The sequence below is a fragment of the Polaromonas aquatica genome (assembly GCF_042659145.1).
Classification (GTDB): domain Bacteria; phylum Pseudomonadota; class Gammaproteobacteria; order Burkholderiales; family Burkholderiaceae_C; genus Polaromonas; species Polaromonas aquatica.
Genome location: NZ_JBHSRS010000013.1, coordinates 103,086 through 119,925, shown reverse-complemented (window position 1 = coordinate 119,925; position 16,840 = coordinate 103,086). Strand labels below are relative to the sequence as shown.

Sequence of the window (16,840 nt, the reverse complement as noted above, 5' to 3'; positions counted from 1 at the left end):
CGGATCAGCCGGCCGGCAGCCACACCGTAAACCGTGTACCCTGCCCGGCACGGCTGTCTACCTCCACCGTACCGCCATGCACGGTCACCGCATTCTTGACAATCGCCAGCCCCAGCCCGGTGCCGCTAATGGCGCCCACATTGCTGGCACGATGGAATGACTCGAACAGGTGGCCGACTTCGTCGGAAGGAATGCCAATGCCCTGGTCGGACACCACAAACACGCTGTGGCCCGGTTCTATGGAGACCTCAAACCGCACCTCACCGCCCTGCGGCGAATACTTGATGGCGTTGGACAGCAGGTTGCCGAAGATGTGCCTGAGCAGTTTTTCGTCATACACACCTTCGCTCATGCCCCGCGCAAACTCAACACCCACCTTGCAAGGGGTTCCAGGTTGCTGGGCCCTGGCTTCCTCCAGCAGTTCATGGAAAAGCGGCTTGAGGTCCAGCGGTTTCGGCATGAACTCCAGCATCTGCGCATCGGCCTTGCCGATCAGCAGCACCCGGTCCAGCATGCGCATCATGCGGTGCACGCCCACTGAAATGCCCTCCAGGATGTCCGCTTTCTCGGACTCCGGCAGGCGGTCCCCGTAATGCTTGAGCAGTTCCTGCGCCGACAGAATGCTGGACAGCGGCGTGCGGAACTCGTGGCTGGTCATGGCCACAAACCGGCTGCGCAACTCATTGAGTTCACGCTGCTGTTCCAGTGCTTCACGGGTTTTTTCCTCTGATTTCTTGCGCTGGGTGATGTCCAGAAAGGTCCAGATCACACCCGACTCCGGATCATTCGGCCGGATGCAGCTGCCGCCCATTTGCACCCAGAACCCCTCGCCGTTGCGGCGCCGAAGTTGCCGCTCGGCGGTGAAAGTGCCTGACGACACCAGCGCTTCACTGGCCTCACGCCCAAACTGCTCCCAGTCCTGCCGGCTCAAGTGGTAGGCAGCGGACGACTGCCCGATCATTTCAGCGCGGGGGTAACCCATCATCTGCGCAAATTTTTCATTGACCCACTCATGCCTGCGCGCAACCGACAGCACAATCCCCACCAGCGCGCTGTTCAGTATGGCCTCGCGCTCCGACGAGGTTCGCAGCAACTCGGCCTCCAGCGCCTTGCGCTGCGTGATGTTCATCATCACCCACACGGTGCCCTGCGCCAGGTCACGCGTAACCACAGCCTTGCCTGACAGTGATATCCATATCAGGCTCCCATCAAGGCGGCGCATCTGTATCTCCGTCTGGTACACCTCACCGTGCGCGATACAGGCCGCCACCTCGCCACCTACACGGAGGTATTCTTCGCGCGACTGGTAAAAAGGCTCCATCGACGTCGCCTGTAATTGCGTCGCACCAAAAATTTCCAGCGTGGCCTGGTTGGCCCAGCGAAAACGCCCCTGCGGCGTCAAAAAGACGATGCCGACATTGGAAGTCGCCAGTATGGTTTCACGCTCCTGCAGCACGGCCCTGTAGCGCTCCTGTGATTCGCTCAGCGCTTCAACCATCGCATGCTCCACCTGGCTGCTGGCCTGCGCCTGCTCTTTCTCCGCTATCGCCACATTGATGCGATTGGCAAGCCCGAAGGACAGCAGCACCATTTCAAGCGCCGAGCCGATCATCATGGCGTTTGTCGTCAATGCATTGGTTGGCAGAAAACCGGTGTTGTGCAGCGCCAGGCAGGCAACGCCCAGCAGCAGCACAGCCCACGCCACCAGGAAGTAGATCGCGCCGGGATGCTTTTTGCGCACGCTGAGAATCCCCACCAGCACCAGCGATGTCACGGTGATGCCGGACAACACCGTGACCAGCCACACGGCAATGACGTACGGCAGCAGCAGCGCGGCCGCCAGCGTCAGCAACCACAGGGCGACCTGCAGCTGCAAAAACCGGTCCAACCGCGGCATGGTTATCCGGCTGGAGAGAAAGTCACGCGCAAACAAAATGCCAAAAACACCGCTGGTGGCATTGCTCGCCGCCACCGCCACACGCACCCACCATGGCCAGTCCGGCCACAGGAACTGCGTCCCCAGGCCGGTGAGCGCCGCCTGGGAAATTGCAATCCACGCGACAAACAGGACGTAATACAAATAGACCCGGTCGCGCAGCGACACAAACAGCAGCAGGTTGTAGAAGAAAAGGCCGATCAGCAGCCCGAAGTACAGGCTGAGCACGGAATACTCGGACTGGTCATGCGCCCACAGGGCTGCGGGCTGCCACAGGCGGACCGGTGCGGCCAACGTGCCCAGCGAGGCCACGCGCATGTACAGGGTGCTCGCTTTGCCCGGCTGCAAGGTAACCGGCAGCACATGGTTGCGGTGCGGCACGATGCGGCTGGAAAACGGCCGCGAATCCCCGCCAAGCTGCCGGTCAAAGCCACCCGCAGGATTGGACACATAGAGTTCAATCTCGTCCAGCGGCGGGTAAGCCACTTCGAGCAGCCAGGAGGCCGGGGCCTCGGGCTGGGTGTTCAACGTAATGCGCAGCCAGAACGCCGAGCGGCTCAGGCCAAAGTTTGTGGCCGAAGCCCCCGGCGTCACGGGTTTGAAACGGGCCTGCGCCTCAGACTGAAGAACGTCCTCAAAACCCAGTTGCGCGGTCTTGTCTTCCAGGACGGTATAGAACTCCGAGAGCATGTAACGCCCGGCCTGGCCTATGCTCATCTGCCCGGGCTGCGCCAAAGCCGGCCCGGAAACAAGCGCCAACACCAGCATCAGTACCCACATCAGTAGCGGCAAAAAGGCCTGTTTCAACCAGGCAAAAACCGGTCGATCAAGCCAGCGTACGAAAAGCGGGGGACTTGGGTAATGCTGCATGAAGGGCGTAAATAAAGCCTAAAGCATTATGTACGCCCATCCATAGCCTGGCCAAGCGGGCCTTCAGCGGCTGGTTCGCCAGGCCATGATGAACGTCACGCTATCAGCGACTGCAGGAAGCTGGCGCCAAAATGTTCTTCGGCATAGTCGGCCAGTCCGTCGAACACCGAATCCAGCGTGGGCGCCGTAGCCCCGAACAAGGCCTGCAGCACGGCCGGGTCTTCAAACATGCCGTGCAAATAGACACCCAGGACATTGCCGGCACCGTTTTGCCAGGCCAGGCCCTCGGGCAAAACGGGCTGCGCCATGTCGCCGCTGGCGGCCATGTCAGCACGCACTGAAGTTTGCCCGTGGTGGATTTCATAACCCTGCACCGCCACACCGGACAGCGCCGCCCACGCACCGGCCAGTTTGCCGAAACAGGTTTGCCTGTGCTGCACGGTCTTGTTTTCTTCGAATACGGTGACCACCGAAAGCAGGCCCAGGCCGGGGCCATTGCCGTCAATGCCGTGCGGGTCTATCAGCGCCTCGCCCAGCATCTGCAGCCCGCCGCAAACGCCCAGCACTGCACCGCCCCGAGCGGCATGGCCGGCAATCGCCTGGCCCAGGCCTTGTGCGCGCAGCCAGGCCAGGTCGCCGCTGGTGTGTTTGGAACCCGGCAGGATGATCCAGTCGCTTGGTGCCAGGCCTGCAAGTTCGGCCGGGCTGCGCACCCATACCAGGCGCACACCAGGGATGTTTTTCAGCGGCTGGAATTCATCGAGGTTGCTGATGCGCGGATAGGCCACAACGGCAATCGTTTTGGTGACCGGGCCGCTGGACCGGCTTCTATCGTCGAACACGCCGTCTTCTTCCGGCAAGCCGTGCTGCCACCACATGGGCAGCGTTGCGACTGTAGGCACGCCAGTCAGGTCCTGCAGCATCTGCGGGCCGGGCGCCAGCAAGCTGGCGTCCCCGCGAAACTTGTTGAGCACAAAACCCCTGATAAGCCCGCGTTCGGTTTCATCCAGCATGGCCCAGGTGCCGTACAGATGCGCGAACGCCCCGCCGCGATCAATGTCGGTCACCAGCAGGCACGCCGCATGCGCGTGCAGCGCCACACGCATGTTGACGATATCGCTGGCCTTGAGATTGATCTCGGCTGGCGAGCCTGCGCCCTCCATCACCACCAAATCGTTTTCTGCAAGCAGCTCGTCCAGCGCCAGGGCCACCACCGGCCAGACCGAGGCACTGCGGCCGCGCCACTCCATGCGAGAGAGTTCGGCATTGACCTGCCCCATCAGGATGACCTGGCTCTGGGTGTCTTTCTCAGGCTTGAGCAGCAAGGGGTTCATGCGAACCTCGGGCACTGCAAGGGCAGCCAGAGACTGGAAGTACTGGGCACTGCCGATTTCACCACCAGCAACAACCCTTGCGTTATTGCTCATGTTCTGCGCCTTGAACGGCGCGACCTTCAAACCCTGGCGCGCGTAGTAGCGGCACAGTGCCGTTGTCAGCCAGCTTTTGCCGGCGCCGCTGGTGGTGCCCAGGACCATGACACTTTTTGCTTTTTTCCCGCTCACGCTGATTTCCCGATGATGTGTTGCCACGCATTGTGCAATGCATACTGTGCCGCAGGCGGCAGCACACTCACGCGCACCAGGCCGGGCAAGCCAAACGAGGTCGTATCACGCAGCTTGATGCCCTGCGCGCGCAGCTGTGCCAATGCCAATGCCAGCGCCAGCGACTCCGGCGGCTCCATGCCCGGGGGGCGTGCGCAAAAGAAATTGGCGTCGCTGGGCTCGCAGATCCAGCCACTGGATTCAAGCAGCGCTATTTGCCGCTTTTTCCACTCACGCAAGGTGTTCAGGCTTTCCGCCAGCCAGCCTCGCACGTCCAGACTGATCCAGGCCAGCAACATCGCCACGCCGTGGCTGCCCACGGGCCATGAAGGGCAAAGCGCCTCCATCGCCTGGGCATCGGCATCCGACCCCAGCGGTGCGATGGCATAGGCTGCGCGCACACCTGTCAGGCCCAGCGCCTTGTTCGGCGTCCAGAGCTGCCAGACGGATTGCAGCTGTGCATGCGTGAGCGCAGCCGCACCGTCAAGCCGCAAGGGTTCGTACGCACGGTCCAGAACCAGCATGGCAGACGCGGCGCGATCAGGCAAAGACCGCAGGCCTTCGTGCGCCACGCCCAGCGGGCTGGAGGGCTCACAGGCCCAGCGCAACTGCGCCTCATCGGTTTGAGCCACCAGCGCCAGGCGGTGTGCACGGGCGGCTTGCGCGTAGTCGCCGTAGCTGTGCGGCGGCAGCGATACGGCACGCGCACCCCGCTGCGCGGCCAGCGAGGTGATGCGAAAAATAAACTCGCTGGCACTGGCCGCCAGTACCACACGCCGCACATCCACATCATGAAAGGCAGCCAGTTGCCCGCGCAAGGCCGTGTAGCCAGCGTCGGGGTACTGCGTGGGGTCGGCCTGCCCAATGGCGGCCAGCGCCTGCGGGCAAGGGCCGCAGGCATTGCTGTTGGTTGAAAAATCAAACAACGGCGCACCGTGCTGGTCGGGCCCGCCGTGGATTCGCTGGAATGAAGATGTCATGGGAACACTGCGATCGCTATAAATATGATAGCTAGCTGCGCGCACAGGACGGCGGCCAGCACTGCTTTTGATGCATATTTTTGTGCCAGGACGGTGTCTGGGGCCTCTGGCGGCCGGCCAGCGGCATTCAGCGCATAAACACCGGGTTTGCACAACCTGACGTTCAGGGCCAGGGCCATCGCAGCCATGGGCCAGCCGCTGTTCGGTGATGGCGTCTTGCGCGCTTCCAGCCGTATGGTTTGCAGCCTGAGGCCACCGCAAGCCAGTGCCAGCAGCAGTGCCGTCAAACGTGCAGGCAGCCAGGACAGCACATCGTCAGCCCGTGCCGCCCATTTGCCGGCCCACTCCCAGTTCACGCCTTTGCGCACACCGCGGTAGCCCCACATGGCGTCTGCCGTATTGGCAAAACGGTAAACGGCCGCACCGGGCAGGCCGAACAGCACAAACCAGAAGATAGGCGCAACCACCGAGTCGTTGAGGTTTTCTGCCTGCGACTCGATAGCGCTTTCGCGCACTTCGCTCGCGCTCAAGGCCGAGGTGTCGCGGCTCACCAGCATGGACAGGCGCTCGCGCCCGGCGTCCAGCGAGTGTTGCAGCGCGGTCTCGACTGCGCCCACTTCGTCACGCAGCATGCGCCAGGACAGCATGGACTTGAGCAGCCAGGACGCCAGCAAAATGCCCAGGGCAAAAACCACCCAGTTCCCAAAAGAAAGCGACAGCCCATAACGCATGGCCTGCAAAAACACCAGGCTTTGCAGCGCCCACGCAAGCGCGCCCACCAGCAACGCTCCCAGGCACCAGAAAACCGCACCCGCCACAAATGCAAGCGCGGGCGGGCAGCGCACGGCAAGGCCTCCGCCGACCTGCAGGTAACGTCCCATCCACACCACCGGGTGTATCGCTGCAGGCGGCTCGCCCCAGCGCAGGTCTATCCACATGGCCAGCAATAAAAGCAGCGCCATGCCGGCCGCCAGGATGAAGACAGCCGGCCCCGGGACCAGGTTGAACCAGGTCATCAGCATTTCAGGAGTTCACCGCGCGTGGATTGGCCATTGCCGGCAGCATAGCCCCTGTGGCACGTTTCCAGCGGCGCAACTGCTGCCAGCCGCCCAAAGCCAGCAGCAGGGCCACAGCCCAGAGCGCAGCCAAGCTGTTCACCACCGACAAGGCGGGAGCCTTGAGTTCGGGTGGCTGCGGCTCCAGCTTCAGGCCCCTGACCGTTTGTGTGGACTCAGCTGCGGCTTCACTGTTTTGCTGCCGGGCCGGAGCAGCCTGTTTCGCCGGTCTTTCTGCGGCCTTCGGTTTTGCAGGCAAAGCCGTGGCCGGGTTGACCTCAGCCTCGGCAAAACGCTGCACAGCCGTATTGCTTTCGCGCAGGCCCGTGGCCTTGAGCGCTTCGGTGTAGGCCTGGACCAGCTCCTTGCGCGTGGCGGCATCGGGTTGCCAGTAGTTCAGGCGCACCGCGTCCAGCATGCGTTCCAGCGTCTGCGCAAAGGCGGCGGGGTTGTCACCCTCCAGCCATTCGCGTGTACCGAGTTTGTACTGGTCGCGCACATACACGTTGTGCAGCGACTGCCACTGGTCCTGCCGCACGGCCTGCGGCGCGGTGACCTGCCAGCCCCACAGGAATTGCGCTGTCTTCAGTACCTGCAAGGTGCCGCTATAGCCTTCGGCCTTTTGTGCGGTGATCCATTGCGGGTGCAGGTAACGCGTCTGCATTTCCTTGGCAACAGCGCTGGCGGCGCTTTCGGTGTTTACCTCGGTGGCGTCGCGCAGGTTTTGCACATACAGCGCCGGGTCCTTGCCCGTCAGTTGACGTACCGCCTGCGCAATGCCGCCCAGGTACTGGAAGGGGTCGTCGCTGGTCAGCATGCCGTAGGTGTTCGACGTGCGGGACAGCAAGGCCGCATCGACCTGCGCCAGGTTGCGTGCATAGGCGTTTTGCAGCGCCTTGCCACGTGCGACACCGTCCAGCCCCTGTCCGTAGGCATGGCCCATGCGGTCCATGTACAGCTGGGACATTTCTGCATCACCACCGCCCTTGCCCGCGGTTTTCCAGGTGTCGGTCGCCTGCGCGGCCTCGCTCAGTCCGGTGCTGTAACTGCCCTGCTCGTTGGAAAACACCCGTGCGGTGGACCAGCGTTGCGCCTCTGCGCTGCTGGCGCCCTGCGCGGCAAAATCCATGGCCAGCTTTTGTACATTGCGCGAGACCAGGTTGAGGTTGTCGGCTTCCTTGAGCTGCGCCACCTGGCGCACGCCTTCATCCATCCAGCGCATCACCAGCGGAAACTGGTCGCGGTAAGACCCCGTGACGCTGACCAGCACATCCAGCCGCGGCCGGTTGAGTTCGGCCAGCGGCAAGGTGTCCAGCCCGGTCACGCGGCCGGCATCGTCCCAGCGCGGTTTCACACCCAGCGCATACAGGGCCTGCGACTCCGTCACGCCCTGGTGCCGCATGGTTTCACCGGCCCACAAGGTGAAGGCGATCTTCTCCGGCCAGCGCCCGCCGTTTTCCTGGCGGTGCTGTTTCATCCATGCCTCAAAGGCGGCCACACCCGTGTCCCAGGCCTGCTTGGTTGGCACGCGGCTGGGGTCAAAACCATAGAGATTGCGGCCCGTCGGCAGGCTTTCGGGGTTGCGCACCGGGTCGCCGCCATAACTGGCCTTGACGTGCCGGCCGTCCAGTGCGGCCAGGAAGCCGCTGATCTCTTCGTTGTTGGCCAGTGCGGCATCCAGCTGTTGGGCACGCTGGGCCAGCGCGAGCAAGACCTTTGCATCCAGCACCTTGGCGGCGGCGCGGTTGGGTACGGCGATATGCGTTCCCGCCTTGATGGCATCTGCAGTGTCCTGCGTGCGCAGGTCAAGCGTGCTCGCGGCCAGGGGGTCCTTGAGCGCCACCTGCAGCCAGCGCGCAGGACGCGAGTTGCCGATTTTTTTGAAATCGAGCAGGAACACCTCGTCGATGTCCTCCCCCAGCGCATCAATCAGCGGCTTGCGCAAGGTCTGCATCACCGTGCCAAAGCGGCGCTGCGCATCCGGCACTTCACCAAAAGCGGCCAGACCCAGCGGCTGGGCCGTCTGTGCAATTTCATCCAGGTAAGGATGCAAAACTTCCATGAAACCGGCGAAGTCGGCGCGGATTTTTTCCTGCGTCCAGCCGATGTCGCGGTGAAACTGGTTCTCGACAAAGGTGGCAACCAGGCGCGATTCAAGCTCCTGCTTCACCGGGCCCGGCGCAACCGTTTCCCAGTCATGCATCAGGTCGTGCATCTCATGCACACCCGGCCTGAAGCCGGCCGGCGAAAACATCGGCGTGGAGTGGCTCACCAGCACGGCCCGGCCGCGCCGCTTGGCCGTCAGGGCCTCGCCAAGGTTGTCCATGATGTAGGGGTAGACATTCGGCAAATCGCCGAGTGCCAGCAGCGGGTCATCCTGTGCAGAGAGGCCGCGCTCCTTGCCCGGCGCCCACTCCAGCGTGCCGTGCGTGCCCACATGCACGACCACGCTGGCATGCAATTGCGTGCGCAGCCACAGGTAGGTGGCCAGGTAGTTGTGGCTCAGGGGAACGGCAGCGCGATGGCCCATGCGGCTTTTCCTCAACGCTGCCGGCGTGCCCGCCGTGACCTCGTGGCGCAGCGGCTGCGGCATGATGACCACGTTGCCCAGCAGCACACGCGGGATGATGAAACCCGCTTCAGGCTTGCCTGAACCACTGGAGACGTTGCCCATGTCGGGCCGGACCATGATGGATTTTTCGGGTGCACCCCAGTAGTCTTCTATGCGATGCTGCGTGTCTTTAGGCAGCGCGCGAAACCAGGCCAGGTAAGCCGACAGCGGCAGCACGTCGGCCAGGCCCTGCGCCGGCAAGCCGGCAAGCATTTCAGGTTTGTAAAAAGCACCCATGGCGGCCTGCACCTGCGGCGTGATCTGCTCCGCGCTGGGCACTTCGGTCTGGTAGCCGGCGGCTTTCATGGCGGCCAGCATGTTGTGCAGGCTTTTCGGCACGTTCAGGAAAGATGCGCCAAAGTTGCCCTCACCCTGCGGGTAGTTGTAGACCATCATGGCCACGCGGCGTTCAGCGGGCGGTGCCTGCTGCAGGCGGGCCAGCGCCGCGGCCTTGTCGGCAACGGCATCTATCTGCGCAGCTATCGGCTGCAGTACACCGGTTTTTCCGTCGCGCGCGGTGATGAGCATGGCATCGACCATGCCGGAAAGCTCGCTGGGGGTGTAGTAATAAGCCACATCGGACAGTGCCAGGCCATCCTTGCTCTGTGCCCACTGGCCGGCGTCCATGGCCAGCGCCGGCATGGTCTGCAGCACCGGCACGCCAATGCGCTCAAGCTCGGCTTTGCGCTCGGTCGGGTTGAACACCAGCGCCGAGTTGATGATCACGTCGGCGATGCGGCGCGGGCCCGCCGGGGTCTGCACATGCGTCATCGCAAAAAACAAATCCTTCTGCTGGCGCGGGCCATAAAAGGCATAGGCCCGCAAGCCGCGCTGCTCCAGCGCCGTGATCAGCGTGTCAAGCCAGTGCGTGTCGTCTGCAGTAAACACCGCGTTGTTGACCGCAATTGCTACTGTTTTGATAGCTTGTTGCGCGCTATGTACGCCGGCCACAGCCCTGTTTGGCTTGAAAATTGGCAGGTTTTCGATGGTTTTGGGGTCTGTTGCCATGTTTGGCCAGGCCGGGTTGTAAAACCCCGCCAGCGGCAATTGCACAGCCGCTGGCAACGCCGCCACGGCATCCGCGCCCTGCCCCGGGCCGGTTTTCAGCGCGGTCATGGCAAGACGCATGTTTTGTGCACCGCCAAAACGCCAGTACTCCCGCAGGCGCTGTGCCCAGGCGGCGCCCAAACCGCTTTCAGACTTGAGGGGGGCCGCCAGCACAGGCTGGTTTTTCGCGACGGCACTGAACTCGCCGACCACCACATAAGGTGTCCCGGCTTTCCCCAGCATCGCGCCGAATTTCGCCGAGGCATTCTGTACAACGCTGGCATGCGGCGCATCAATAACCAGCAAGCCCGCCCCAAGCAGCGCCTTTTGCAGGGTTTCGGGCGTGTCCTCTTCCGCCGACAGAACCTGCAGGGGTACGCCCGCCTGCGCAGCCGCCTGGACCAGCCCGGCCAGGCGTGCCGGCGACACCACATACGTCGTCAGCAGCACGATGCGCTGGCCCGCGGGCGTGGCAAGCGCACTGGTATGCACCGGCAGGAATGCCAGCAAGAACACCGCCGCACCAAAGCAGCAGCGCGCGCCAAAACCTTTCAGGAAATTCATGGCGCGCCAGCAGGCACGTAGACCATGGTGCCGTCCTTCATGCGGTAGGCAGTGCCGGCTTTTTCGCCGTCACCCTCGCCCGAGGCACCGCTGGCCTTGAAGCGCGTGACCTTCTGGCCGTCCTTGGTGATGATTTCCATGTCGGGCTTGCCCTCGTTGCGGATGATGGTCACCTTGTCGTTGGCAAACGGGTTCATCGGGTTGTTGATGACCGCAATCAGCAGCATGCCTATCACCACCAGGAACACGTCAATCAGATTGATGGTGGACAACACCGGGTCGTCATCATCCTCATCGAGTATGTGCAGGCGCGACCTCGCAAAACGTTTGGACGACTTGGGAGGAACGGGTACCAGCGGGCTCATACTGCATCGCCTTCCAGGGTTTCCAGGCGCTCCAGCACCACCAGCATTTCGGCCAGCAGCCAGCGGCGGCGCACGCTGTAGACCACAAAGGTGATGGATGCCGCCACCAGCGCCACAATCACGGCGGCAAATGCAGGCGCCAGGCTTTCGGCCACACCATGCGACTGCCCCGAAGCCACCGCCACCAGCGCCGGCCCCATGGGGATCATGGTCGCCACCAGGCCCAGCATGGGCGCAACGCGGCTGCACAGGCGCAGGCCTTCCAGTTCCTTGAGCACGGCCAGCTCCAGCACCTCGGGCGACCTCGCATTGGCGCCGGTCAGCACCAGCACGCTGCCAGGCTGCTTGCGACGGCGCATCCATTCAACGCCAAAAGCGCCCAGGCTCATGACAGCATAGGCGAAGACAGCAAAAACCAGGACCGTGACGGGCCATAAAAAAGTTTGGGCCAGTTGGAAGAGTGCATTTTCAAAAGGCATGGATTACTTTCCAAGAGAGTGTGAGAGAGATAAAAAAACTTGTACCGGAGTTATGCACGCGCCGGTTATTGCGCGTCCTGAATTCAGGCCTCAACACTTTGGCCTGGCCGCCGGAGCCGGCGCCATCCAATGACGACCCCCGACACGGATGCAGCCAGACCTGTCAGCGAAAGCGCCCAAATGGTGAGGTACCAGAGAGGGGTCTTCATGAAAAACGGGAAATCAAAACTGTGCAGGCCATTAAAAAGCCATCGGCGCAGGCGGGAGTCGCTGGTGCTGGTCGCCAGCAGGCGGCCGGACACTGCATCAACGTGAAGCCAGGTAGACGCAGGATCGGCCAGCTTGATGCGCCAGACAGGAAGTACCGGTGCTGCATGGCGGCTGTACCAGTAAAAGTCGGCTTCCGTGAGAAGCCTTGCATCTTCAACCCTGGCAGATGGATACGCCGCCGCCGCGGCCTTGAGCAGCGCCTCCCTGCGAACGCTGATGGACTCCCCCGAAATGGCGTCTACCGTGCGGCGGCTTCCTGCGCCGTCAAAAAGCGTCCATACGGGATGCCCGTCATACCAGCCGGCTTCAATGGCTTTGACGGCCTGGTTTGAAGCGGCCATCTGTTGAAGGCTTTCAAGGCGGTGCAAAAACACCGGCTGTGCCTGGGCAAACCTTGCAGGAAGCGTGCTCGGGGTCTGGTAAGAAAGCCATTTGTTGGGCCCCATGGAAAACCAGCCGCTGAAAACCCATGTCAGGATGGTGATCCCGCCCACGAGGCCCAGGACGTGATGCCACGCCATCCAGCCACGGTAGGGCGTGACACTGGCGGTGCTGCGATAGCGGCGCCGTATACGCACACGCAGGGTGCCGACGATGAGCCCTGAAGCTGCAACAAACATCGCGATACCGGAGGTCCAGAGAACCAGTTGCCGCCAGAAATCCGGGTACTGGCGAATCGGGCCGTAGGTGTAGTAATGCAGCAGCGTGCCAAAAGTCGTCCAGCCGCGCTCGTAGGCATTGGTGTCGCGCACCACTTCGCCGGTTTTTGCCGAGATGTAAAGCTCGGTGCGCGCGGCATCGTCAAGCGCAAACCGGTGAAGCGGCCTGGCTTTGTCAAACGGCCCGGCGTTGGGCATGGTCCACTGGTCACGCTCTTTTGTCTCGATATAACGTGCAGGTGCCTTGCCAAATGCCTGGGCCACGACCTGCCCGTCTGCGGGAGAAAACGGTGCATTGCTTGCGGACGGGTTTGAAGCGGATACGGCATGGTGGCCACCACGCTGGTCCAGGATGCGCCAGACCAGATGGCCGGCCTCACCGCCCCGCTCCTCCAGCACGACAGACCGGGGATTGACGACGCCAACCCTTTCAAGCGCATCCCGGGGCGAAACCCTGATGCTGCCAAGGTCCATCGCTGTGAGTTGCTGAAGCCTTTCCTGCTGCGTCAGGGTGGGGAACCTCACATGAAGCATGACCAGCCCGGATACAAACCACAGGACGAACAGCACACAGCCAAGGATTCCCAGCCAGCGGTGCGTCAGGTAAAGCGCGCGCCGCACCGGCGCCCAGACATCGATGAATGCAAAACGCATGGCCGTGCCTGACTAGAAGCGCAACTGCGCAGACAACTCGACAGAACGCGGCCGCCCAAGAATGAACTGGTTGTTGCCCGAGTACAGGGTCTGGGCATACGTCCGGTCAAACAGGTTGTAGAAATGCAGCGCCAGCGTGGTGCCTGGCTTTACCGCCCAGCGCAAGCTGCCGTCTGCGACGGTAAACGAAGGCGCCTGGCCTGTGTTGGCATTGTTGATCTGGCGCGGCCCGACATAACGCATGCCGAAACCGGCCTCCCATTTCGGCTGGAACGCCCAGGTAACCCACGCATTCGCCATTTTCTCGGGAACACCCGGGGGCGTCAGCCCGTTGCGGGAGAACACTACACCGCCTATAGTTTCGTTGAAGTCATCGTAGCGGGCATCGAGGACGGCGCCGTTGATGTCGAACCGGATTTTTGACGTTGGCGAGTAACTCAGCGAAGCCTCCAGCCCACGTGATGACTGTGCACCCACCTGCTGCGACAACAGCGGATTGGTTGCGTCAGGGATAAGCAGCTTCTTCTTTTTGATCGTGTAGGCAGCCAGGGTGAACTCGCCCTTGCCGTCGTCAAACAGCTGCTTCCAGCCAATCTCCGTCTGTTCTCCGGTCGTGAGGTCCAGCTGGCTTTGTTGCAGGGTGGTATTGACCACGCCGCCCAGCGGATCCACCGCGGTAGAGCGTTGTGCATACACGGACGTGGCCGGCGTCACCGCGTAGACAACGCCGAGCCGGCCGGTCGTGCTGTTGAACTGTTTGCTGAAGTCGGCAGCGATCCCCCTGGAGTCCTGCTTGGCATAGGAAATCCGGTCAAACCGCAGTCCACCTACCAGTGAGAGTTGTGAAGTCAGCTTGAGCTGGTCTTCAGCAAAAAAGGAGCGGGTGGATGTCTGCGAGGTGAACAACTCCCCAATGGTCACATTGGTCGGGAAATTGCCCGGCACAAAGTTAAAGGGATTGATGGTCAGGACACCTGCACCTGCGACACCGGCATCATTGCGGGTTCTGGCGTACTTGAGCCGGTTCACATCAAAACCGACAGTCAGCGTGTTGGCCAAAGAAGCTATGGGTTGCTTGATGGTCGCATCAAAGCGGTTGCCGACGTGATCCAGCGTGTAATCGATACCCAAAAAACTAGAGCGCGTGATCAGGCGGGTAGCAGGCGAGTAAGCGTAACCTTCTGCATCCTGCCAATGCCGGTCGGAAAAAATGCGATAAACCGAATTACGGAAGGTCACCGTACTGGAGGCTGCCCACTCCGTGTCAAAACGGGTCCATTGGTCCTTGAAGCGAAGATAGGTATCGGCAACGTTGAAGTTGGCTGTTTTGAGCGAGGGGGAAATCTGGCCGTTGATCAGCGGAATGCCAAAGTAGGCCATCGGCTCCTGGGTGCCGTAGTCGTGCGAAAGTGTGAACTTGAGGTTGGGCGTGGCATCAAAACGAATCGCACCGGCCGCCACCAGCGACCTGGATTGGCCACGATCTACATAACCGTCCGAACGGTTATCGGATAAATCAACGCGGTAAGACCATCTGTCATCAATGGCACCACCGCTGCCGAAGGCCGTCCGGCGGGTGTTCTGGGAGCCATATGCAAAACGGACCTCGTTGCTGATCGGGTCACGGGTGGGCTTTCTCGGGATGGTATTGATCGCACCGCCAATGGCGCCTTCACCAAACAGGATGGATGCGGGTCCACGCAGAATCTCCACGCGATCTGCCAGCCAGGCGTCAAACGGGAAGGTGACCGTACCACCGGCAACATACTGGCGCGTGCCGTCATACAGGCGCATGACAGAAGTATTGCCGGCAAAGCCACGCGACACAAACACGTTGCCTGAGGCAGAGGAGGTTTGTGAAATACCGGTGGCACGCGATGCAGCATCCGTGATGGACTGGTCGCCCCGCTGCCGGATGGTTTCCCCTTCAAGAACCTCGACGGAGGCAGGTGTTTCAAGAGCGGTCAATCCAAGACGGCTGCCTGTCGTCGTCGGGGTGGTTAGGGTTTGCGGTGTCTCAATAAAAATACCCGACTGCACCGTTGTCGGCGTCAGGGTACCCTCCGCACTAAAGGTTTTCTCCCCCCGCTGGCCGCCGCCAGGGGGCGTGGCTGTTCCGGTCGTTTGTCCATAAGCGTGCAGGCTAAAAACCAGCGTGCTTGCAGCAATGCAAGTACCGGTCAACTTGAACTTCGTGTGTCCCATCCTCGTCCTCTTCCTCTTGTTGAAGGCCCGTCAAGGCCATTTGCCATTCCCCTTGCCGTCCGGCAGCGCAGTGCTGCACCAAAGCACGCCGAAAACCAAGGGACCCTTATCAGTCGGCCAACAGCCTGTCAGCGACCTCCACTTTCCAAAGCCGGTAGCAAAGGCTGGCCCCAGCTGTTTTCGTAAATCAAGTCATCCAGCGCGCAGCGGCTTGCCCAGCGCTCCTGCTGCAGCATGGGTTCTTCATAAAACTGCTGGACCGGCCCAATGCACAGCACGGCCATGGGCTCCGCGCCCGTGGGCATTTGTAGAAGTGCAGCAACGGCGGCCGGGTCAAACATGGACACCCAGCCCACACCCAACCCCTCGGCACGCGCCGCCAGCCAGAGGTTCTGGATGGCACAGGCGGCGGAGGCCAGGTCCATTTGCGGCATGGTGCGGCGGCCGAAAACATGGCGCTCTCGCCCGTCGGCCAGGGCCACGACCCAGACTTCGGCGGCGCTGAGCACGCCTTCGACCTTGAGCCGCATGAACTCGTCCTCGCGCTCACCCATGGCACGGGCCGTCTGCATGCGCTCGGCGTCAACCAACGCATGGAGTTGCTGGCGCAAGTCGGTTTGCCCTATGCGCACAAAACGCCAGGGCTGCATGAACCCAACACTGGGCGCATGGTGGGCAGCCTTGAGCAGGCGCTGCATCTGCTCCGGTGCAACACTACCGCCGGAGAAATGGCGCATGTCGCGGCGCTCGAAAATCGCGCGGTAGACAGCAGCGGTCTCAGGCGCGGAAAAGCCATGGCCCAAGGCCTGTTGGTCCGTATCCATCGCACTCAGAAGGTGTGAAAAAAACGTAGCGAGCGGGTCGAGGTCGCATCGAGAACCGGAGCCGTACAAGCGTACGGCGAGGACCGCAGATGCGAGATCGGGTCGCGCAATAGATCTATTCGCATCTTCTTAATCCTCAATGCCGCGCTGGGCCGGAATGCCGGCGTTAAAGGCGTGTTTGATCTTGGTCATTTCCGTTACGGTGTCGGCCATTTCAATGATCTCCGGCGGGCAGCGGCGGCCGGTGATCACCACATGCACGTCCTTGGGCCGGTTTTGCAAGGTCAGCAAAACATCGTCAAGCGGCATCCAGCCGTAGATCAGCGGATAGGTCAGCTCGTCCAGCACCACCATGAAGTTGTCGCCGCTCAAAATGGCGGCTTTGGCTTTTTCCCAACCATTGCGAGCGAGCTGGGCCGAATGCTCCAGGTCCTGGCTTTTCCAACTGAAACCGTCGCCCAGCCCTTCGATGGGAATACCCAGTTGCTCGAACATGCGGTGTTCGCCGAACCGCGCACTGGGCACCTTCATGAACTGGAAAATCCTGACAGCCTTGCCATGCACATGATGGCGCCCCTGCGCACGCAGGGCCAGGCCGAAAGCGGCGGTGCTTTTGCCTTTGCCATCGCCGGTATTGACGATGATGATGCCGCGGCGCTCGCCCTCGGGTTTCTCATAGGGCTTCTCGGATGGAGGTGTTTCGATTTGCATGGTGTCTCT

11 protein-coding genes are annotated in these 16,840 nt (G+C 61.9%); all 11 read right to left on the bottom strand.

The features are described from left to right. Window positions 1–4 precede the first annotated feature (4 nt). The 11 genes from ACFQND_RS04710 to cobO all read right to left on the bottom strand — a co-directional run bounded on the left by ACFQND_RS04710 (window position 5) and on the right by cobO (window position 16,831). Window positions 5–2,716, bottom strand: a complete 2,712-nt coding sequence (locus ACFQND_RS04710; RefSeq protein WP_377412476.1) for a sensor histidine kinase — start codon at window positions 2,714–2,716, stop codon at window positions 5–7. Between the two features lie 185 nt (window positions 2,717–2,901). Next, the gene (locus ACFQND_RS04705; RefSeq protein ID WP_371437943.1) at window positions 2,902–4,341 is read right to left on the bottom strand and encodes a cobyric acid synthase; all 1,440 of its coding nucleotides are present in this window, start codon (window positions 4,339–4,341) and stop codon (window positions 2,902–2,904) included. A gap of 23 nt (window positions 4,342–4,364) precedes the next feature. Beyond that, on the bottom strand, window positions 4,365–5,387 hold the full coding sequence (locus ACFQND_RS04700; protein ID WP_371437827.1) for an aminotransferase class I/II-fold pyridoxal phosphate-dependent enzyme: 1,023 nt from the start codon (window positions 5,385–5,387) through the stop codon (window positions 4,365–4,367). Further along, window positions 5,384–6,403, bottom strand: a complete 1,020-nt coding sequence (cbiB, locus tag ACFQND_RS04695) for an adenosylcobinamide-phosphate synthase CbiB (protein ID WP_371437828.1) — start codon at window positions 6,401–6,403, stop codon at window positions 5,384–5,386. The genes ACFQND_RS04700 and cbiB overlap by 4 nt, the downstream gene beginning before the upstream one ends. A gap of 7 nt (window positions 6,404–6,410) precedes the next feature. Beyond that, window positions 6,411–10,664 (bottom strand): cobaltochelatase subunit CobN, encoded by a 4,254-nt coding sequence (gene cobN / locus ACFQND_RS04690; RefSeq protein WP_371437829.1) that lies wholly within the window; start codon window positions 10,662–10,664, stop codon window positions 6,411–6,413. Beyond that, window positions 10,661–11,029, bottom strand: a complete 369-nt coding sequence (locus tag ACFQND_RS04685; protein ID WP_371437830.1) for a DUF2149 domain-containing protein — start codon at window positions 11,027–11,029, stop codon at window positions 10,661–10,663. Before ACFQND_RS04685 ends, cobN begins: the two co-directional genes overlap by 4 nt. Further along, complete coding sequence (locus ACFQND_RS04680) at window positions 11,026–11,508, bottom strand: MotA/TolQ/ExbB proton channel family protein (protein ID WP_371437831.1); 483 nt, start codon at window positions 11,506–11,508, stop codon at window positions 11,026–11,028. Before ACFQND_RS04680 ends, ACFQND_RS04685 begins: the two co-directional genes overlap by 4 nt. An 83-nt stretch (window positions 11,509–11,591) precedes the next feature. Beyond that, window positions 11,592–13,091: a PepSY domain-containing protein gene (locus ACFQND_RS04675; RefSeq protein WP_371437832.1), complete on the bottom strand. Its 1,500-nt coding sequence runs from the start codon at window positions 13,089–13,091 to the stop codon at window positions 11,592–11,594. Between the two features lie 12 nt (window positions 13,092–13,103). Beyond that, entirely contained in the window at window positions 13,104–15,296 is a 2,193-nt protein-coding gene (locus tag ACFQND_RS04670) for a TonB-dependent receptor (protein WP_371437833.1), read from the bottom strand. Between the two features lie 128 nt (window positions 15,297–15,424). Continuing rightward, on the bottom strand, window positions 15,425–16,120 hold the full coding sequence (gene bluB, locus ACFQND_RS04665) for a 5,6-dimethylbenzimidazole synthase (protein WP_371437834.1): 696 nt from the start codon (window positions 16,118–16,120) through the stop codon (window positions 15,425–15,427). A 129-nt stretch (window positions 16,121–16,249) separates the two neighbouring features. Next, window positions 16,250–16,831, bottom strand: coding sequence for a cob(I)yrinic acid a,c-diamide adenosyltransferase (gene cobO, locus ACFQND_RS04660; RefSeq protein WP_371437835.1), 582 nt, complete (start codon window positions 16,829–16,831; stop codon window positions 16,250–16,252). Window positions 16,832–16,840: the final 9 nt, after the last annotated feature.